Genomic DNA, 16,641 nt, shown 5'->3' with positions numbered 1-16,641 from the left:
TGGCGTGCTGCGTCCGACACCTGTACAACCATCAAGGTAGGGGCGGCAAACGGGAACGTGTCAACATCCGGTTATCGTGTCGGCGTGTCGAGGCTTCGGTAGGGTGGCCGCATCGTTCAACAAAGGAGCCATGGTGGAAGACGCTCAGTGGAAGATTGTTCAGGATGCTCGGGGGCCGTGGGTGGCGCTGAAGGATGGAAGCACTTGGCCCAGGTGGGTGCGCACGCTCGATGTCGAACTGAGAGCATGGTTGCACGGGGAAGAGATCGCATACGCGGAGTACGGATGTGATCTGAACGGATCCCTGTACGAGGGCAATGCCGTCGAGGCTGACCGGTTGTGGGCGGTGATCTTCACGAAGAGGTATGTCGTCCGAGTGCAGGTGGACAAGACTCAGGATTCTCGCGACGTCGAGACGCCCGACGTAGTGCTGGTCGCGAGGTCCTCGATCGAGTCCCTCAGCATCGAAGTTGTCGACGAGGAGCCAGGCACGTTCGGGCCGCCGATCGTGACCACAGTGTCCTTCGAGGACATCGAAGACGACATTCAGATTCCGGCGAAGAAGGCGGACTGGTATCGAGTTGATCCCGACGTTCGAATGCAGCTCCTGGCGGGGCTCCGAGACGACATCTGGGGTCAGCTCGATTGATCGCGGAGCTTCGCGCGGACTCGGTTCTGCCACACGGGGTCGTTGTCCATGCGGTCGCGCCACCAGGCAAGTAGGACGTCTTCATCGACGACGCGCACGAGCTGTCCATCGCGCCGGTCCCACCCCATCCGCATGCCCTGGAGCTTCCAGTGGCGGATGGTGCGGCGGGACCGGCGAACGCGCTGCGCTGCTTCCCGGTAGGTGAGCATGGTCATCGGCGGTACCAGCGGATCTCGAGGACGGGTGCGGGAGCGGCCATCATGTCACCGCCGATAGAGTGCGGGACATGACGTGTGACACGGGCGATTGGGCGTGCGAGCTGTCGCGCATCGCCGACGCGATGAACGGGTTCGACTGGAACGCCTTCGCCGCGACCCTACTTGCGACGATCATCGGTGCAGCGGTCGCGGCCGGAGTCAGCTTCCTGCTCGCGGAGCGCGATCGCCCTCGGCCGGTGTGGAAGACCGATGCCAAGCTCGGGAGCTCCGATGCCCGGGACGGCGAGATGGCGGTGACCGTCACGATCACGAACGTCGGGGACGGCATCGCGTACCACCCTCGCATGGAGGTCCGGGGGCGGGACGTCTCCGGGCGCAAGAACGAGGAAGCCGCGATCTTGCGCCCGGGCGAGAGCTTCACGACGCATATCGGCGTGCCCGGGTCAGGTGAGATCGGCGTCGACGAAGCCACCCTCAACACGACAGATTCGAGGGCAGTGGACTGGTCGGGCGGCGTGGCTGTGTTCCTCCAGTGGAACCAGCCACCGCGGCGGAAGCGCACTCGCGACGAACTCCTTTCCGTGTCGCCGCCGGCCCCTTGAGGCAGCATCATCGGTCCTGACCGGTTCGACTCGGTGAGCCGACGCCACGCCTGGTAGGGCTCGTTGTACTGGGCGCCGGCGACGACGACCCACTCACGGCCGCACTCGTCGCAGCGCCAGACGTTGCCAGGTTGCAGATGCGCGGTCTGCGGTCGGTCGGCGCATCCCGCGGCTGTCTCGCAGCGCTGCAGGGGCGACGGGACGTGAACGATCTTGCCGGTCATGAGGTGGCCACCAGTTGAGCGATGGACTCGAGGCCGCATCCGAGTCCATGGGCCGGGTGGCCGTACTGGTCGGCGCCGCCGCAGGTGCACGCGTTGACCCGCTGCGCGAGGTAGTCGCCACTAACCTCGAACTCGGTGCGCCGGACGCCGAGCATGCCTGCGTACGGGATGGGCTCGTCGAGCGCGCGCGGGTTGGCGAGCACGAGGTGGTGGCCGGTGCGTTCTGCCCACTCGGAGCAGACGAGCCAGTCACCGTCGTGCTGCTGCTCGATGCAGTCGTCGACGGGGTGCGAGTCGACGAGGTCGACGACGCCGACGATCATGCCTGCGTGGGCGCGCCACGGCTGGGGCTCATCCCACACGCCGTCGTGCTGGTTCATGAGGCCGGCGAGAACCGGCGATCGCCACCCTGCGGCGTACTGCTTCGCGACGTGGATCAGCAGCGGACCTCGGTAGTCGCCGGCGACGTTCCTCGATCGGTTCTCGACGGTCTTGCCGGCATTGATGATGGCCCAGGCCCAAGGGTTGCGGACGGTGAGGATCCGCGCGTCGTTGCTCTCGGTCATGATGCGTTCCCTTCGGTGGGTGCGGCGGCGGCCGCGGGCGTGTAGGTGGTGCGGCAGACGACGCAGACCTTCGAGAGGCGGGCTTGTCCGTCGGGTCCGTTGATCCAGTCGACGGTGACACCGGTTTCGCCGCAGCGGGTGCAGAGCTCTGGGCGGGCGCGGCGAGTGGTGTGCAGGTCGAGGCGGGAGCGTGCGCGGCGGATGAGCCGGAAGAGCTGGTCCTCGCGCTCCTCGAGGTCAGGCCAGGATCGGATCTCGTAGACGACGTCGGAGAGCCACGCGTTCGCGGCGAATGCCCACTCGCGCGCGAGCTCGACATCGTCAGGCAGCCCGACGGGCAGCCCCGGCGCCTCAAGCCCGAGCCGAGACGAGGCGACGACGAGGTAGCCGCGGAGCGCGTCCCATACGGCGCGGGCGTTGCGGGACTCGGGGCCGTCGACGAGCGGGATGTTGTCGTAGAAGCCGCCGCCGGTGATGCGCTCAGTGAGCTGCGAGGCGCGCACACCGCGAACGGCCAGCGCAATCGTGCCGGTGGTTTCCACGAGGGCGGGAAGCTGGTCGACGTGCCAGAGGAATCGGTCGACCCATTCGCGGTAGGCGGCATCCGGGTCGATGGCGTCGAGTGGGATGGTCATGCGGAGCCCCCTGCGCGGTGGAAGCTCGCGTTCGCCGGTAGGCCGAGCCGGCGACGCCAGCTGGAGATCAGCGGCTGCGCCCTGCCCATCTGGCGGGCGATCTTGCCGTCGGTCTCGCCCTGAGCGTGGAGCAGGCGCAGCTGCGCAACGTCAGCATCCGTCATCGGCCGTCGCTTAGTGGAGGTCGATCCCACCTTCCGCGCCGGCTTGAGCTGTTCACCGACGAACGCCATCGCTGTGCCGTGGCCGTCGAACGGTCCGTGCATCGTGCCATCAGGGGCGAACGCGACCCATGCGTGTCGCACCGCCCACTTCGCGGGCGCGACCGGCTTCGGTTGCTCCCGGGAAGGCTCGATCGGTCGTACGACCGTGGCGGGCTCGACGAGCGCAGTCTGAACGGTCATCTGCGGTCGCTTCTTCGGCGCGGGCATCGCCGGGATCTCCGGGTTAAGACCGAGCTGGTCAGCGATTTCGCCCGGTGTCGCGCCGGCCTTCGCGAGCTTCTGGTAGCGGTAGTCACCCGAGGCGAGCATGTTCGCGCGTCGGCATGACAGCCCGTGCTCGATGCCGGCAGGGCAGGCGCCGCTGCGGCACCCGTTCGCGTAGCCCTCGCGGGTGCCGTGCGGGAAGCCATCTTCGAAAAGGTCTGCGCTGCTCATCGGTCACCTCGCGCTGCCTGCTCCGCCAGGTATGCGGCAGCGGTGTCGGCGGCCGCGGAGATCTCGGCGGCGAACTCGCGTGCCTCGTCGATGGTGAGGGGTGCGCCGGCGACGGCGATCGCCACGGTGCCGTGGTCGTCGGCTTCGGCCTTGGCGAGCAGGAGCTCGCAGACGTGGGGGCGGGTAATGGTCATCGTGATCTCCTTCAGAACGGGGGCGCGGCGAACGTGGGCACGGCCGGGGGTGCGAGGTTGAGGGCGGGTGCGTCCCAGACGCGGGAGCAGGAGTGCTCGGGGACGATGAAGCCGGGGACCGGCTCGATGGGCCACCAGCGGGATCGGCCGCTCGTGTACAGCCGGCCTGCGCGTCGCTCGATCTGCCAGAGGCGCAGCCCGGTGATGATGCACGCCGTGATCTGCGCCTCGTCGAGCTGCACGGCGTCGAGCCGCGGCGTGCCGACGAGGACGCCGAGCTGCTCATCCGCGCGGACCTCGAGCACGTCCCGCTTGCACCGCGGGCAGCGGATGAACAGCGGGGCGGGCGCGCTCATCGCTGGTCCCAGCGGGTCTCGCGCGGGTCGTCCTCGTCGGACTCCGTCTCCGGGGCGAACAGCACGACGTTGGTGTAGAACCGGCGGCCGTGGGACTTCGCGGTGCCGATGTTGAAGCGCTGCTTGAGCTGCCGTCCGAACGCGGTCGTGCTGACTGCGTCCTCGTGCTGCTCCCGGCACCAGACGTCGTATGCCTTGCGAAGCTCGCTCATCTCGACCCGGGCGATGTCGCCGCCGCCGATGGAGCAGCGGTCCTCCACGAACCGGCCCATGTGGTCTTCCTCGGCCCGGTAGGTGTCGGTCGCGGCGAGGACGACGTCCGGGGTACGGAGGCCGTCCGCGGCGTAGTCGACAGCGCCCTGGATGATCCAGTGCAGGATCCCCGGGCCCTCCTCGTCGACGAGCCGCTTCTGCAGATTCTCGATCTTGTCCGCCTCTGGCACCGAGTGGGTGAACGGGATCAGGCGGAGGCGGCGCCATACGGAATCGCCGCCGGTCTCAACGCGGGGCTGGCTGTTGCCGAGCAGGAGGAACGTGTGCGACGGCGGGAAGTCGAAGAAGTCCTTCCCCATGAAGCGCGCGGTGATCGTGTCGCCACCGGTGAGGGCCTTCATCTTCGCCTCGTCGAACTTCGTGTCCTCGTTGAGCTCGGATGCGACGACGATGCGGCGCCCCTGGAGCATGGCGAGCTCGGTCGGGTGCTTCGTCGGGCCGACGACGAGGAACCCCTGCGGTGCGGACGTGCCGTAGTCGCCGGCGATGCCGAGCAGGACCTCGGCGAAGACGCCCTTGCCGTTGCCGCCGGGGCCATGCGCGAACGGCAGCACATGCTCGATGACCTCGCCGATGAACATCAGCCCGGCGAGGCGCTGCATGTACCGCTCGAGGTGCGGGTTCGACTGGAACGTCGTCTGCAGGAATCGGTCCCACAGCGGCGTCTTCATCGTGGCGTCGGGCGTGACGGCGGTCTGCTTTGAGTGGAACAAGGCGGGCGTTGGCGCGGCGATCGCGCCGGAGCGCAGGTCGACCACGCCGCCGGGGGTGTTCAGCTGCCACGCACGCCGGTCGAACTCCGAGGCCGCGATACGCATCGCCGGCGTAGACCGTGCCAGGCGCACGGCGTCGCCGATCGCGCGGGCACGCATCGACTTCAGCCGCCACGCCTTCAGGTGCGCGTTGTCGGTCGGGATGCGGCGGATGACGTCGCGTGCCGCTTCGATCGCAGGCCCGTCGTCCGGGTGCCACTGCCATCGGGTGCCCTCCCATGTGACCCACTTGCCTGCGTCGGGGACGTAGCGCAGCTCGCCGGAGTACTCGGCGACGAGCAGGCGCGCGTTGCCGTCGTCGGTGAGGTCCGCGCTGTCGGAGCCGATCGTCGCGGCCGGTGCCGTCGCGGGTGCGGTCGCGCCGACCGCGGCGATCTGCGTGCCCGTCGACGTCGTGCGCGTCGACGGCGTGAGCTCGCGCGGTGCACGGTAGCCGTGGCCGGCATCCGCGAGCGCCTTCGCTGCGGCCGCGTGGTCGCCGCGGTGGTTGAGTAGCGCGTACGCGCCGAACTTCGTGTACGGCACCTCGGGCTCGAACTCCGTCGACGACGTGAACACGAACAGGCGATCGCGATCGCCGGCGTGACCGGTCGTCGCGCTGATGCCGTCGTTCTTCCCGGGGCGGCGCCAGTACTTCGTCGCACCGCGGGAGAACACGTGCACCCAGCCGACGAGGATCTCAGACCAGTCGGTCTTCGCTTCGAAGTCGTCGCCGGGGGTGATGTCGCCGGCGGCCGCGTGGAATGTTGTCGACCACTTCGCGTCGACCGGTCCCCCGTTGCTGACCGTCTCCTCGACGGGCATCGTGTCGAGCGCGGCGTGCACGACAGCGTGGAGCTGGTCGCGCTCTTCGCGCGTGATCGTCGGCACCGTGGCGGGCCCGCCGACGAGGCGCAGCCACGCCTTCGCGGTGGGGTGCACGGCGCCGGCGGACGGGGCGAGCACGACGAACCCGCCGGTGCCGCGCGTCTCGGCCAGGGTCTCCCGGTACGGGGCCTCGTCCTTGGGGCGCTGGGCCACCTTCTGGTTGCCGGGGACGGCGCCGCCGTCGATACGGTAGATGAGGTGGAGGCCGCCGGACGGGGACTGCTCCGACCAGCCCGCGACGAGGCGATCGTAGATGGAGCGCAGGCCCGTGCCATCGAGCAGCTCGAGGACTTCGCTCATCTGCTGCATCGCGACGCCCTCGACCTCGAGCAGCTCGACGTCGCCGTAGCCGGTGACGAGCCCGATGCCCTGCTCCATGTCGTTGTCGAACCAGGCGCGCAGCTGCGCCTCGTCGGCGGACGCGGCCGAGAACTCCTTCCAGGCGATGCGCGGTCGCTTCGTGCCGTCGGCCGCGACGGGCACGACAGAGAGCCCGGCGGCGTGCAGCTCGAGCGCGGTGGCGAGAAGAGCGTTCACGCGGCGGTCCTCTCGCTGGCGTCGGCCAGCCACGCGCTCAACGGGGCGACGCGGAGGCCAAGCGTGGCGCCGACGTTCACCTCCAGGCGGGCCCCGCCGGATGCCTCCCAGCCGTCGAGCAGCGCGACAGCGTCGCAGCGGATGAGCTGTGCGAGGCCGGCGCGCAACCACCCGTGATAGTCGCCCGGCGTGGGGTTCTCGTTCGTCGACGGGTCCTCGACGTCGAAGCCGCGCTCGCGGAGCTCGGCGGCCGCGGCGCGGAAGGCCGGGTAGTTGAAGTCGGGGAGGCCGGTCATGGGACCGGCGATGTAGATCAGCACGAGCAGGCTCCGGATTTGGTGCGGACGGTGAAGCAGACGGGGCAGACGTCGCCGGGGTCGAAGTCGAACTTCGTGCGCGGGCATGACGTGTGCCGCCATAGCTCGAAGTGGTTGGGGCGGGTGATGGTGTCGCCGACCTGGAAGTGGCCGCCGCAGTCAGCGCAGGCGCCGCTGAACCGGGCGGTGACGGTGATGGGGTGCTCGTTGCTCGTGGTGCTCATGTGCCCGGGCGAGGAGTCGAACCTCGCCTGCGACCGTCCGGGCGCCCTTCGTCAGAAGGGGGTGTTGTCGTACAGTGCGATCGCCTCGGGCGTCGCGTTGATCGCGGTGGCGATGGTCGCCGCCGGGATACCGGCACCGCGCAGCTGGTGCAGCTGCGCGACCTGTTCGCTCGTGAGCCCGCCGGCGTGCTGCATGGGCTGCGCCTGCGGCGTCGACCACGGGGCCTCCCCCGGCGCGACGGCCTGCTGCGGGGCCTGTGCCTGCGGAGCGGGCTGCTGCGGCACGAACTGCTGCGGGGCGGGCGCCTGCCGCGTCGGCGGCACGAACGCCTGCTGGACGGGCGCCTGCGGCTGCGGGGCCTGCTGAGCCGGCGCGGCCGCGGGCTGCTGCACGAACGCGGAGCTCGGCGCCGAGTACTGCGCCTGGTAGAGCTTCGCGGGGTTCGCCGGGTTCTTCGACGCCGGGTCGTTGCCGACGTACGTCACGGTCAGCACGCCGCCGGGCGCGATGTCCGATGCGTTCGCTGCCCGGATCGCCTCGCCGATCGCGCGCTTCATGTTCTTCGACGCGACGTAGAGCGTGCGCTCCCCGTCGTCCGACGCGTCGACGCGCTGCTCGGTCTGCAGGTCCACAAGGATCTGCATCTTCGGGTCACCGTTGGGCCAGAAGTCGGGCTCCTGGGTACCGTACTTCGTCTGCTGCCGCTCGCGCGGGGCCGACTTCACGGTGCCCGTGACGCTGGTGCCGACGGTGTCGAACTTGACACCCTTGCTGCTGGATTCGAAAAGGGACATGGTCTTCTCCTTGGTTGGTCTTTCAGCGGTCGAACAGGTTGATGACGGGTGCGATCGCCGCTGGCTGCGACGGCGCGAACACCGGCCGTGGAGCCGGGGGGAATGCGGGAATGCAGGATGGGTGGATGGTGTGTCCGTCCGCGATCACGGACGGCGGCAGCGGGTTGCCGCAGTCGTCGCAGAGGTGCGCGACCGGGCGCCGCTCGGGTGCAGGTGTCGGCGCGGGCACGCTCGGGAGGGCGCGCACGGGCGCCGGCGCAGCAGCCTCGGGCACGACGCGCAGCTCGCCGATGTCGAACAGCGACGCGCCGGCCGCGCGCTCCTGGGCGCGCTTCTCCGCGCGGCACCACGTGCACCACTGGTCGTCGCACAGCGGCGATGCGGCGAGCGCAGCCTCGATCCCGACGACGGTCAGCATGGTGTGCAGGCGGTTGTTGCGGAGCAACGCCTCGGCCGCGATGTGCGGGTTGTACGGCTCGGTCCAGAAGTAGGCAGTGGAGAGCTCGCCGTCCCGCGGGAGGAACGCGATCGCCACGCTCTGGCACGGTCCCCATCCCCCGTCGTCGGTGAAGCCCTTCCCGTACAGGTGCGCCTGCACGCGGTACTGCTCACTGGGACCGTGGAGCCGGTACTTCGACAGCTGCTTCGGGCCGACGATCTTGTGGTCGATGACCGTGCCCGTAGGGACGTGGAACAGGTCGGAGTGGCCAGTGATGAGCTGGCCGCCGATCTGGCCGACGGTCACCTCCCACTCGGTGATCCACTCCGTGCGGTCGACCTCTCCCCCGCCACGGTTCGCGGCATCGAACCAGCGCTCGAGCTGGTCGTGCATCGCGGTGCCGACAGCGGGCTTCCACGCGGGACCGCGGTCCGGCTCGCCGTCACCATTGAGCTTGTGCAGGATCCACCGATCGCACGGGCGACCCATCTCGGACGGGCCGATGCGCTTCTGCAGCGACCGCGGGTGCCGGGTGATGCCGTCCTTGATCACACCGAGGTAGAGGTCCTCGACGGAGGTCATGACTCGATCGCCTTCTGCTGCGAACGGAACATCGCGAACGCGGTCCGCCCGTCGGATCCGCCGACCATCCACGGGAACATGACCTCGTCGAGGGTGACGAGCTCGGCATCGAGAAGAGCCGACTGCGCGCGGAGCCAGTCGCGAGCGATCGCCCACGCCACGCGTGCTGCGTGCGCCGGGGTCGTGAACGTGCCGGCCTTCTTCCTCGACGCGGCGAACTCGCCGGCAGCTTCGGCCCGCTTGAGCGCCTCGAGGACTCCTGCCGTGCGGATCGGCAGGGCGAAGTCGCGCGGGCCGTAGTCGGTGCGCATGGTGAACTCGAGCCCGGACGGCTCACCGTGGTCGTCGTAGACGGTCGAGATGCGGGTGATGCCCCGTCGACGCAGGGCCGTGATGATCTCGGCCGCCGTGTCCTCGACGGACTTGCTGGTGGTGTAGTTGGCGATCGCCATGATGACTCCTTTCCGTGCCGCCCCGGAACTCGAACCCGGCGTGTATGCCGTCGCGGCGGTCGTGCTACTTGACGACGATCGACTTCGCGCCGTGCACCTGGTGCTCCTCGAGCACGGCCGGTGCGAACTGCTTCTTCACCGCGGCCGCGTCGACGGCGGTCGTGACCTTGTAGAGCTGCGGGTACTGCGACGGCGGGTACTCCGTCTCAATCCACTTCGTGTCGAGGCGGGTGTACTCGCGCACCTGGACCTTCGTGCCGCCGATGTCGTGCGTGCCGACCTCGCCACCGAGCAGCTCGAGCAGCTGCGCATCGATCGCTTCGACTTCGCCCTGCATGTACTCGAGGTCGGCCTTGAGAGTGGCGCGGCGGGCGATCAGCCGCTCTTTGATCTCGAGAGACTTCGGCACGTTCGTGTCGATCGGGGTGATGGGTGCGGGGTTGCTCATGGTCATGCCTCCTGGCTGGTTTCGTGAGTGGTGTCGTCGTCCTCGTCGAGGACCTCGGCGTCGACGACGTCGTCGTTGGTGACGCCCTGCTCGAACTCCTGGACGAGCAGGGTCGCGAGCTCGCCGATCTCGCCGCCGAGCTGCGCGACCGGGTAGTCGCCCGGCACGAGCTCGCCATAGTCCTCGCGCGGCAGGGCGCTGCGGGTGAGCACGAGCGCGCCCGACGATGCACGCAGCTCGATCGAGAACTTCCCGCCGTCCTGATCGATCAGTCGCACCGAGTACTCGCCGCTGCTCGCGGTCAGCTCGAGCGGCTGAGCGAGGACCGGCGGCTCGTCGGTGTCGGGCAGATCGAGCGGCTGCTTGATGTGCTGGACGCGGGCGTCGTGGAGCTGCTGGATGAGGTCGCGCACGGCCTCCTGATCGAGCTCGTCCGTCGCGATCTCGACGTGGACGAGCTCGATCTTCGGGACGCGCTCGAAGTGCTCGTTCTGGGTGATCTCCTTCGTGCGGACGAGCGCGACGATGGGGAGGTACTTCTGGCTCGGGTAGACGTCCAGCAGGTGCCGGGTGTTCGACTCGAGGCCGTTGTCGTCGTACTCCTTGGGGAGTGCGGGGGCGAGCTTGACCATGTGGGTTTCCTCTCAGTGGGTCGGTGTCGTGGAGCGGGTGGGCCAGGCGAGGCGCGTGAACGCTTCCTCCTGGCCCGGGAGGTAGGTGGGCGTCGCGGCGCCGGCCCAGCGGGCGCCGGCCCACATGAGCGCCACGGCGTCGCCGACGTTGTCGTCCGGGATATGCACGTCCGGGTAGGCGGCACGGGTGACCTCGAGCACCTGGTCCTTCGTGCCCTTCCCGCTGCCGGTGGCGAGCTTCGCGCGCTGCGACGGGGCGACCTCGACCACCGGCCCCCGGGCGAGCAGCTGGTCGACGAGGAACCAGTACAGGGCGATGCGCTCGTTCTGCGCACCGAACTGCTGACGGGAATGCGGCACCTCGATGACGGTCACGTCGACCCGCGGCGGGATCGGAGCGAGGATGCCCTCGACCGCGCGGCGGATCCGGTTGCGGCGAGCGAGCAGGCTCTTCCCGAGGTTCGGCGACACGACCCGGCGGGTGACGACGTCGGCGCCGTTCGCGATCGCGACACCCGTGCACGTGAGCGACGGGTCCAGGCCCACGGCGATCACAGCGTCACCGCCACCGCGACCGCGAGCTCGACGATCACGCCGAGCCCCAGCGCCCCCGTGCCGATGACGAGCCACCGCGGCGCGGGCTTCGGGGCCGAGTACTCCATGGGCATGTCGTGCGCCACGGCGACGCGTCTCGCACGCTTGGAGCGACGGCGGAGCGCGCCCGGACGGCGAACCTGCAGGCGGTTCACGCTGCGGCCTTCGTCTCGACGGCGGCCGCGTCGTCGACCACGCCCTGCTCGACCTCACTGAGTTGGTAGCCCCATCTGGCGAGCATCTGCAGGTAGGTCGCGGACGCCTTCGACCAGGCGCCCCTCGCTGTCAGCTCCTCCTCATGGCGAGCGATGACCATCGCGAGCGCTGCACGCCATCCGTTGATCGGCTTCTCCCCCGCCCAGGCGGCGATGGTGCTCTCGGTACCCCAGTCGTTGTCGGCGGCGGGGCGCTGCAGGAGCGCGAGCGCAGGACGCGCGCCCGACTGCCAGGTGCGCGGGTGACGCTGCGCGAGGTCGTGCACGGCAAGCACCTCCCACCCGGCCGGCGCGGTGCGTCGCGTGAGCAGCTGCTCGCGCACCCACTCGAGGCGAACCTCGGTCGCCGTCGGCCAAGCGGCGGTGCGCTGCTTCTCGATCTCCTTGCGGGCGCGCTCCGCGTCGGTGAGCTTCACCGGTGCCGCCTTGTTCGCGTCGCGGTGGCCATGCTTCGAGGGGTCGGTGCAGAGGTAGTGCGCCTCGACGGCGCCGCTGTAGCCGCGGACGCCGACGAACACGGCGTGTCCCGGGCAGCTCTTGTGCTTCGCGGTGCTGATTTTCTTGCCGGTGGCGGCGTCGACGAGGTCGCCGAGGTACCGGTGCTTGTTCTTCTCCTTCGGCTGGTACTCGTGGAGAGAAGGCTTCGAGACGACGGCGACACCGTCAGCCTGCAGCTTCTCGGTGAGCCGCGCGATCTCGGCGGCTCGCTCCCGTTCTGCGACGATCTGCTGCACCGCGTAGTCCTTGTTGTAGGCCTGGCCCACAACGCGCTGCACCTCAGCCTCCGTCAGCTCGGCCTCCGCCATCTTCGCAGCGAGCTCGAGCGTGACACCCTCACGGCCGATCGCAGCGGTCGCGGCCTTCGACTTCGAAGTGGTGATCACCGCGGCGACCGCTTCCTTGCTCGCGCCGGTGCGCTTCGAGATCTCGGCGGCAGACATCTTGAAGTCGAGGGCGAGCTGTGCGATCGCGGCGACATGGTCGGGCGCGGTGAGCCCGGTGCGGTCCTCGTTGACCACGATCTGCTCGACGATGCGCGCGGCGTCGTCGGCAGCCGGCGGCTGCACGAACACGGGCACGTCGGCCAGCTCAGCGTCGATGGCGGCGAGGGTGCGCATCTGGCCGTCGACGACTTCGAGGCCGTCAGGCGACTCCTGCGCGAGGATCGGGACGAGCACGCCGTGCTCGCGGATGGAGGCGACGAACTCCGGGCGGAGCGTGACCTCCTTGCGGATGTTGGGTCCGACGAGGAGTGTCTTGGGATCGACGCGAACAACAGTGGTGGACATGGTGACTCCTGAGTGGTGGATGAAGGTGAGGCGGCGGTGCGCGGTGTGTCAGGTCCAGAAGCTCCTGGAGAATGCGCCGGCGGCCCACGCGAACACCGCGGCGAAGATCGTGGCGAGGACGAGAAGTCCGTTCGCGACGCCGGCGACGCAGGCCAGCACCACGCAGAGGATCGTGAGGTTCAGCGCGGCCATGCCGATGACCACGCGGGCGGAGCCGATGCGGTCGGGTCGGGGCTGCTCCCCAGCAGAGCCCCGACCCGCCGATGCCCCATCCCCAGAGGGCGTCCCGGATCCCCACGGCCCGGAAGTCATGACTGCTCTCGCGTCGTCATGAACGCGGCCTCGACCCACGCGACGACGTCGTCCTCGCGGTAGAGGGTGATGTGTCCGCGTTCGCCGGTCGGCTTGCTGTAGCGCGGGCCCTTGCCGGAGGCGCGCAGGTCCTTGAGGTTGGCGACCGTCATCCCCGGGACGAGATCGCACACCTGCTCGGGCGACAGATACCGCGGCGTGATCGTGGCAACGGGCCGCTTGATAGGCGTGACGGCGCCCATCACGCGACCGCCGGCTCGGCCCGACGGGCGGTGAACAGGTCGTCCATGCGCGCAGTCGGGAACGCCAGCATCACGCGAGCGACGAACACCGGGGACGGCTGCACCTCCCCCTGCGACACGCGCCACAGCGTCGACGGGGCGACGCCAATGGCCCGCGCGAGCTCGGCCTCGGTGTCGATGCCGTGCGCCCGCCGCAGCTCGTCGAGCTTCTGCCGGTTAAGAGCGAGGACCGGGTCGCCCTGGCTTGCATGTGGTGTTTGCATGCAAGTGATGTTGCGCCTTTGCACGGCAGAACGCAAGTTCGGTGTTGCATCGAATCTGCGAGTCTGCTGCTAGTTCCGCAGAATAACGCGGAAGTTCACCCAAAAGTCATTGCATGCATGCAATGGGTCTGCTAACGTCGCCCCTCGTGAACAAGTTGCAGACCTGGCCCGAGTACCTCCGTCGGATCACCGGCGGACTCCCCCCGGCAGACATCGCGCGACGCTCAGGAATCCCGCTCTCCACCATCACCCGGTGGCTGGCCGGCGAGACGAAGCCCTCCCCCGCGAAGATCAACGTTCTCGCCGCCCACTTCCCACTCGACCGTGACGAGGCCCACCGAGTCGTCGCCGCCTACTCGGCCACCCCGCGGCCGCAGGAGCGCGCGCAGGTGTTCCAGATCGCAGGCGGGCAGGTCACCCGCAAGTCGCTCCTGCGGATGTACAGCGACCTCGAGCTAGCAACGGAGATCGTGCGCCGGATCGAAGAGCACGACTCCATCGAGGTCGCCGTACCCTTCGATCCCGAGCAGCATGGAGCCAGCAGCAATGTCACACCGCTGCGACCAAATGTCCCAGCCCTCGAAGAGGATGAGGAACTGAGCGCCGTCGCGCGCCCCGCAGAGACCGAGCCCACGGACGAGCAATGACCCCCACCGATCAGAGACTCCTCGACTTCGCCGACACCCTCGGCGTCCGCATCGAGTACCGCGAGCTTCCCGCCGACCGCGATGGACAATATGTCCACGCAAAGCACGTGATCTACCTGCGCCCTGGCATGCATGCACGACACCACCGCAGCGTCCTTGCACACGAGCTCGCACATGCGCTCTGGGGCGACGTGCCGTCGAAGTTCGGCCCCGTAAACGCGAAGCAGGAGCGACGTGCGGAGGAATGGGCAGCGCTACGCCTCATCGACCTCAACACCTACCGGTACCTCGAGCGAGTCCACCACGGTCGCGCTGCAGGAATCGCTGTCGAGCTCGGAGTGATGAAGAGCATCGTGCTCGCATACCAGGGGCTGCTGCTGCGCGTCGGCGACACGACCTACGTCGACGCGAAGATGGGTGCCGGCCAGTGGCACGAGCGCATCGAGGTCGCCTGATGGGGTGGTTCACCCGTAAGCCCAGCCGACGCATCGTGAGTGTCTCGTTTCGCGAACTCGCGTCCGTCACTCCCCCGAACGCAGACCACGCGTATGCGTACGAGTGGACGCTCGCGACGCCTCCCGCTGTGGGCGCACGCGTAGTTGTTCCTGGGGGTGACGGTCGTGCGGCGTTCGCCGTGATCGCTGCCATCGATGTCGCCCCGCCCCGCGGCATGGCGCTGAAGTCAGTCACTCGTGTCGTGACTGATGCGGAGATCGCCACGGCCGCGGCTGCTGCCGAGGCCGACGAGGAGGCCTGGTTGAACATGGCTCGCCGTGCAGCCGGGCTCAGCACCTCCGGCCGAGTCCGCTCACGCGTGCCCGATGGCTTCCCCCCGATCGCGCCTGTCGACGGTTCCGCATCGACGGAGCAGGCCGCGACCTACGGTCGAATGTGGTGGCGGGTTTTCAAGGCGGCTCAGTCCCGCGGCTGGGTACGCGGCGAAGTCATGCGGGTCGAGTCAATCGCTCGACGTTGGTATGCGGTTCGCGACAAGGGCGGGAACTAGTGGCCGGCTCGATCACGCCCTACGACACCGCTCAGGGTCGCCGATACAGGGTGCGCTATCGGAAGCCGAACAGGGCACAGACCGACAAGCGCGGCTTCCGGACCAAGAAGGAGGCGGAGCTGTTCCTCGCCTCGGTCACGGTCTCAAAAGCCACCGGTGAGTACTTCGACCCGAAAGACTCACGCGTCAACGTCGGCGCGCTGGGCGACGCCTGGCTGCTCACCAAGAAGGGCCTCAAGCCCTCGTCGTACCACTCGCTCGAGACGTCCTGGAACGTGCACGTGAAGCCGCGATGGGGCGAGACGCCCGTCGGCGACATCAAGCCCTCAGCGGTCGAAGCATGGATCTCCGAGATGAGTGCGGGCACGGCCATCACCGATCGGCAGAGGATCCGCCGGAACACCACCGGCCCGCGATCCGCGACTGTGGTGCTCCGCGCGCTCGGCGTGCTCGCCGGCATCCTCGACGTCGCGGTGCGCGATCGCCGGATCTCGAAGAACCCGGCCCGCGGCGCGAGAAACCTGCCGAAGAAGGTCTCAGCCAAGGAGCGCCGCTACCTCACCGACGCGGAGGTCGTGCGCCTCGCAGCCGCGACGCACGACCACACCCTCGCCACGCTCACCCTCGTCCTCGCGTACTGCGGGCTGCGATGGAGCGAAGCGATCGGGCTCCGAGTCTCCGACATCAACATGCTCCGCCGGCGAGTGCACGTGAACCGAGCCGCGGTCGAGGTCGACGGGGTGATCGAGATCGGCGCACCGAAGTCGTGGGAGAAGCGCACGGTTCCGTTCCCCGGGTTCCTCGTCGACGCCCTCGAACGACAGTGTGCGGGCAAGTCGAAGAGCGACCTCGTGTTCGCCGACGCAAGCGGCAACTTCCTGCGGCGCGCGAAGACGAGCGAGGGCGCCGGCTCTTGGTTCGCGCGCGCGACCGAGGAAGCCCGCCTGGAGAGGCTAACGCCGCACGACCTACGCCACACAGCAGCGTCGCTCGCCATCAGCTCGGGCGCCCACGTCAAGGCCGTGCAGCGGATGCTCGGACACAAGTCCGCGGCGATGACCCTCGACACGTACGCCGACCTGTTCGACGACGACCTCGACGACGTCGCGAACCGGCTCGACGAACGAGCGACCGCAGCAGATGTGGGCAAAGTGTGGGCAGGGCTCGCCGCCTGACGAGTTATCCACAACGCAAAAAGGGCCCGCCTCCCTAGTGATCACTAGGGAGGCGGGCCTCGTTCTGTGTGACAGCGACATGGTGGAGCTGGGGGGAATCGAACCCCCGTCCAACGCTGAGTCTCCACGCCTTCTCCGGGCGCAGTCTGTGGAAGCGTTCTGCTCGGCTCCGACCTTTGTCACAGACACCTAAGTCGACGAGCCCAGCCTGGGAAGAGTCCCACGAGACGTCCAGACGCCGTCACGCAGCAAGATTCCTAGATGACGCCAGGATCCGTATCGGAATCACATACGGTCTGACGGACTATCGGGCTCGCTTAGGCAGCGAGGGCGAAGTCGTTGCGCTTGGTTTCGGCAACTATTGTTTTGCAGAGAGCGTTTACGAGATAACTCTGCATCCTCGGCCCGCTTCTCGTGGATTCACAGGCGCTGTCGAAACCGATCAGCCCCGTGGTC

At 68.7% G+C, this 16,641-nt stretch carries 26 protein-coding genes and 1 other RNA gene; 6 read left to right on the top strand and 21 right to left on the bottom strand.

All coding sequences use genetic code 11. The annotated features are described in order from the left end of the window. The first annotated feature begins 130 nt into the window (after positions 1-130). Entirely contained in the window at positions 131-649 is a 519-nt protein-coding gene (locus C6C15_RS07265; RefSeq protein WP_105949689.1) for a hypothetical protein, read from the top strand. Here C6C15_RS07265 and C6C15_RS07260 read toward each other — a convergent pair. Next, positions 637-864 (bottom strand): hypothetical protein, encoded by a 228-nt coding sequence (locus C6C15_RS07260; RefSeq protein ID WP_105949688.1) that lies wholly within the window; start codon positions 862-864, stop codon positions 637-639. The genes C6C15_RS07265 and C6C15_RS07260 overlap by 13 nt on opposite strands. Before the next feature lie 71 nt (positions 865-935). On the opposite strand from C6C15_RS07260, the gene C6C15_RS07255 reads away from it, so the two are divergent. Continuing rightward, positions 936-1,469: a hypothetical protein gene (locus C6C15_RS07255; RefSeq protein ID WP_105949687.1), complete on the top strand. Its 534-nt coding sequence runs from the start codon at positions 936-938 to the stop codon at positions 1,467-1,469. 220 nt (positions 1,470-1,689) lie between these two features. Here the strand turns inward: C6C15_RS07255 and C6C15_RS07250 are convergent, their stop codons facing one another. The 19 genes from C6C15_RS07250 to C6C15_RS07170 all read right to left on the bottom strand — a co-directional run bounded on the left by C6C15_RS07250 (position 1,690) and on the right by C6C15_RS07170 (position 13,357). After that, entirely contained in the window at positions 1,690-2,259 is a 570-nt protein-coding gene (locus tag C6C15_RS07250; protein WP_105949686.1) for a hypothetical protein, read from the bottom strand. Beyond that, positions 2,256-2,894, bottom strand: coding sequence for a hypothetical protein (locus C6C15_RS07245; protein ID WP_105949685.1), 639 nt, complete (start codon positions 2,892-2,894; stop codon positions 2,256-2,258). The genes C6C15_RS07250 and C6C15_RS07245 overlap by 4 nt, the downstream gene beginning before the upstream one ends. Beyond that, positions 2,891-3,553, bottom strand: a complete 663-nt coding sequence (locus tag C6C15_RS07240) for a helix-turn-helix domain-containing protein (RefSeq protein WP_105949684.1) — start codon at positions 3,551-3,553, stop codon at positions 2,891-2,893. Before C6C15_RS07240 ends, C6C15_RS07245 begins: the two co-directional genes overlap by 4 nt. Then, positions 3,550-3,747, bottom strand: coding sequence for a hypothetical protein (locus C6C15_RS07235; protein ID WP_105949683.1), 198 nt, complete (start codon positions 3,745-3,747; stop codon positions 3,550-3,552). Before C6C15_RS07235 ends, C6C15_RS07240 begins: the two co-directional genes overlap by 4 nt. Before the next feature lie 11 nt (positions 3,748-3,758). Continuing rightward, a complete protein-coding gene (locus C6C15_RS07230) occupies positions 3,759-4,103 on the bottom strand; it encodes a hypothetical protein (RefSeq protein WP_105949682.1) in 345 nt (114 codons plus the stop codon). After that, the gene (locus C6C15_RS07225; protein ID WP_105949681.1) at positions 4,100-6,553 is read right to left on the bottom strand and encodes a phage/plasmid primase, P4 family; all 2,454 of its coding nucleotides are present in this window, start codon (positions 6,551-6,553) and stop codon (positions 4,100-4,102) included. The genes C6C15_RS07230 and C6C15_RS07225 overlap by 4 nt, the downstream gene beginning before the upstream one ends. Then, positions 6,550-6,873: a DUF4406 domain-containing protein gene (locus C6C15_RS07220; protein WP_199787700.1), complete on the bottom strand. Its 324-nt coding sequence runs from the start codon at positions 6,871-6,873 to the stop codon at positions 6,550-6,552. Before C6C15_RS07220 ends, C6C15_RS07225 begins: the two co-directional genes overlap by 4 nt. Further along, positions 6,867-7,094 carry a hypothetical protein gene (locus C6C15_RS17050; RefSeq protein ID WP_158698527.1) on the bottom strand — a complete coding sequence of 76 codons (228 nt, stop codon included), beginning with the start codon at positions 7,092-7,094 and terminating at the stop codon, positions 6,867-6,869. The genes C6C15_RS07220 and C6C15_RS17050 overlap by 7 nt, the downstream gene beginning before the upstream one ends. Before the next feature lie 51 nt (positions 7,095-7,145). Further along, positions 7,146-7,889: a hypothetical protein gene (locus tag C6C15_RS07215; protein WP_105949680.1), complete on the bottom strand. Its 744-nt coding sequence runs from the start codon at positions 7,887-7,889 to the stop codon at positions 7,146-7,148. 22 nt (positions 7,890-7,911) lie between these two features. Then, entirely contained in the window at positions 7,912-8,910 is a 999-nt protein-coding gene (locus tag C6C15_RS07210) for a hypothetical protein (RefSeq protein WP_105949679.1), read from the bottom strand. Then, positions 8,907-9,362, bottom strand: a complete 456-nt coding sequence (locus C6C15_RS07205) for a hypothetical protein (RefSeq protein ID WP_105949678.1) — start codon at positions 9,360-9,362, stop codon at positions 8,907-8,909. The genes C6C15_RS07210 and C6C15_RS07205 overlap by 4 nt, the downstream gene beginning before the upstream one ends. Before the next feature lie 64 nt (positions 9,363-9,426). Then, complete coding sequence (locus C6C15_RS07200) at positions 9,427-9,810, bottom strand: hypothetical protein (protein ID WP_105949677.1); 384 nt, start codon at positions 9,808-9,810, stop codon at positions 9,427-9,429. Between the two features lie 2 nt (positions 9,811-9,812). Further along, positions 9,813-10,442 carry a hypothetical protein gene (locus C6C15_RS07195; RefSeq protein ID WP_105949676.1) on the bottom strand — a complete coding sequence of 210 codons (630 nt, stop codon included), beginning with the start codon at positions 10,440-10,442 and terminating at the stop codon, positions 9,813-9,815. 12 nt (positions 10,443-10,454) lie between these two features. Further along, positions 10,455-10,997, bottom strand: coding sequence for a hypothetical protein (locus C6C15_RS07190; RefSeq protein WP_105949675.1), 543 nt, complete (start codon positions 10,995-10,997; stop codon positions 10,455-10,457). Next, positions 10,994-11,191, bottom strand: coding sequence for a hypothetical protein (locus C6C15_RS07185; RefSeq protein WP_105949674.1), 198 nt, complete (start codon positions 11,189-11,191; stop codon positions 10,994-10,996). The genes C6C15_RS07190 and C6C15_RS07185 overlap by 4 nt, the downstream gene beginning before the upstream one ends. Beyond that, positions 11,188-12,540, bottom strand: a complete 1,353-nt coding sequence (locus C6C15_RS07180) for a ParB/RepB/Spo0J family partition protein (RefSeq protein ID WP_105949673.1) — start codon at positions 12,538-12,540, stop codon at positions 11,188-11,190. Before C6C15_RS07180 ends, C6C15_RS07185 begins: the two co-directional genes overlap by 4 nt. A gap of 48 nt (positions 12,541-12,588) precedes the next feature. Beyond that, positions 12,589-12,744, bottom strand: coding sequence for a hypothetical protein (locus tag C6C15_RS17045; protein ID WP_158698526.1), 156 nt, complete (start codon positions 12,742-12,744; stop codon positions 12,589-12,591). Between the two features lie 104 nt (positions 12,745-12,848). Further along, positions 12,849-13,094 (bottom strand): helix-turn-helix transcriptional regulator, encoded by a 246-nt coding sequence (locus C6C15_RS07175; RefSeq protein WP_105949672.1) that lies wholly within the window; start codon positions 13,092-13,094, stop codon positions 12,849-12,851. Further along, on the bottom strand, positions 13,094-13,357 hold the full coding sequence (locus C6C15_RS07170) for a helix-turn-helix transcriptional regulator (RefSeq protein ID WP_158698525.1): 264 nt from the start codon (positions 13,355-13,357) through the stop codon (positions 13,094-13,096). Before C6C15_RS07170 ends, C6C15_RS07175 begins: the two co-directional genes overlap by 1 nt. Before the next feature lie 146 nt (positions 13,358-13,503). On the opposite strand from C6C15_RS07170, the gene C6C15_RS07165 reads away from it, so the two are divergent. From C6C15_RS07165 to C6C15_RS07150, 4 genes are all read left to right on the top strand, one after another. After that, positions 13,504-14,004: a helix-turn-helix domain-containing protein gene (locus C6C15_RS07165; protein ID WP_158698524.1), complete on the top strand. Its 501-nt coding sequence runs from the start codon at positions 13,504-13,506 to the stop codon at positions 14,002-14,004. Continuing rightward, entirely contained in the window at positions 14,001-14,459 is a 459-nt protein-coding gene (locus tag C6C15_RS07160) for an ImmA/IrrE family metallo-endopeptidase (protein WP_105949669.1), read from the top strand. The genes C6C15_RS07165 and C6C15_RS07160 overlap by 4 nt, the downstream gene beginning before the upstream one ends. Before the next feature lie 179 nt (positions 14,460-14,638). Next, positions 14,639-15,010, top strand: a complete 372-nt coding sequence (locus C6C15_RS07155; protein ID WP_158698523.1) for a hypothetical protein — start codon at positions 14,639-14,641, stop codon at positions 15,008-15,010. Next, entirely contained in the window at positions 15,010-16,185 is a 1,176-nt protein-coding gene (locus tag C6C15_RS07150; RefSeq protein WP_105949667.1) for a tyrosine-type recombinase/integrase, read from the top strand. The genes C6C15_RS07155 and C6C15_RS07150 overlap by 1 nt, the downstream gene beginning before the upstream one ends. Before the next feature lie 80 nt (positions 16,186-16,265). On the opposite strand, the gene ssrA is transcribed toward C6C15_RS07150, so the two are convergent. Then, positions 16,266-16,635, bottom strand: a transfer-messenger RNA (tmRNA) gene (gene ssrA, locus C6C15_RS07145). Positions 16,636-16,641: the final 6 nt, after the last annotated feature.

The sequence above is a fragment of the Microbacterium sp. str. 'China' genome, assembly GCF_002993305.1.
Lineage (GTDB): Bacteria > Actinomycetota > Actinomycetes > Actinomycetales > Microbacteriaceae > Microbacterium > Microbacterium paraoxydans.
Note: the sequence above shows the minus strand (reverse complement) of the source record. Positions and strands in the feature narration are given on the sequence as shown.

Coding starts and splice junctions, on each gene's coding strand:
- C6C15_RS07200 (WP_105949677.1), bottom strand. CDS start 9,810: ATGAGCAACCCCGCACCCATCACCCCGATCGACACGAACGTGCCGAAG.
- C6C15_RS07265 (WP_105949689.1), top strand. CDS start 131: ATGGTGGAAGACGCTCAGTGGAAGATTGTTCAGGATGCTCGGGGGCCG.
- C6C15_RS07180 (WP_105949673.1), bottom strand. CDS start 12,540: ATGTCCACCACTGTTGTTCGCGTCGATCCCAAGACACTCCTCGTCGGA.
- C6C15_RS07215 (WP_105949680.1), bottom strand. CDS start 7,889: ATGTCCCTTTTCGAATCCAGCAGCAAGGGTGTCAAGTTCGACACCGTC.
- C6C15_RS07235 (WP_105949683.1), bottom strand. CDS start 3,747: ATGACCATTACCCGCCCCCACGTCTGCGAGCTCCTGCTCGCCAAGGCC.
- C6C15_RS07170 (WP_158698525.1), bottom strand. CDS start 13,357: ATGCAAACACCACATGCAAGCCAGGGCGACCCGGTCCTCGCTCTTAAC.
- C6C15_RS07260 (WP_105949688.1), bottom strand. CDS start 864: ATGACCATGCTCACCTACCGGGAAGCAGCGCAGCGCGTTCGCCGGTCC.
- C6C15_RS07240 (WP_105949684.1), bottom strand. CDS start 3,553: ATGAGCAGCGCAGACCTTTTCGAAGATGGCTTCCCGCACGGCACCCGC.
- C6C15_RS07230 (WP_105949682.1), bottom strand. CDS start 4,103: ATGAGCGCGCCCGCCCCGCTGTTCATCCGCTGCCCGCGGTGCAAGCGG.
- C6C15_RS07250 (WP_105949686.1), bottom strand. CDS start 2,259: ATGACCGAGAGCAACGACGCGCGGATCCTCACCGTCCGCAACCCTTGG.
- C6C15_RS17050 (WP_158698527.1), bottom strand. CDS start 7,094: ATGAGCACCACGAGCAACGAGCACCCCATCACCGTCACCGCCCGGTTC.
- C6C15_RS07160 (WP_105949669.1), top strand. CDS start 14,001: ATGACCCCCACCGATCAGAGACTCCTCGACTTCGCCGACACCCTCGGC.
- C6C15_RS07245 (WP_105949685.1), bottom strand. CDS start 2,894: ATGACCATCCCACTCGACGCCATCGACCCGGATGCCGCCTACCGCGAA.
- C6C15_RS07205 (WP_105949678.1), bottom strand. CDS start 9,362: ATGGCGATCGCCAACTACACCACCAGCAAGTCCGTCGAGGACACGGCG.
- C6C15_RS07210 (WP_105949679.1), bottom strand. CDS start 8,910: ATGACCTCCGTCGAGGACCTCTACCTCGGTGTGATCAAGGACGGCATC.
- C6C15_RS07195 (WP_105949676.1), bottom strand. CDS start 10,442: ATGGTCAAGCTCGCCCCCGCACTCCCCAAGGAGTACGACGACAACGGC.
- C6C15_RS07255 (WP_105949687.1), top strand. CDS start 936: ATGACGTGTGACACGGGCGATTGGGCGTGCGAGCTGTCGCGCATCGCC.
- C6C15_RS07175 (WP_105949672.1), bottom strand. CDS start 13,094: ATGGGCGCCGTCACGCCTATCAAGCGGCCCGTTGCCACGATCACGCCG.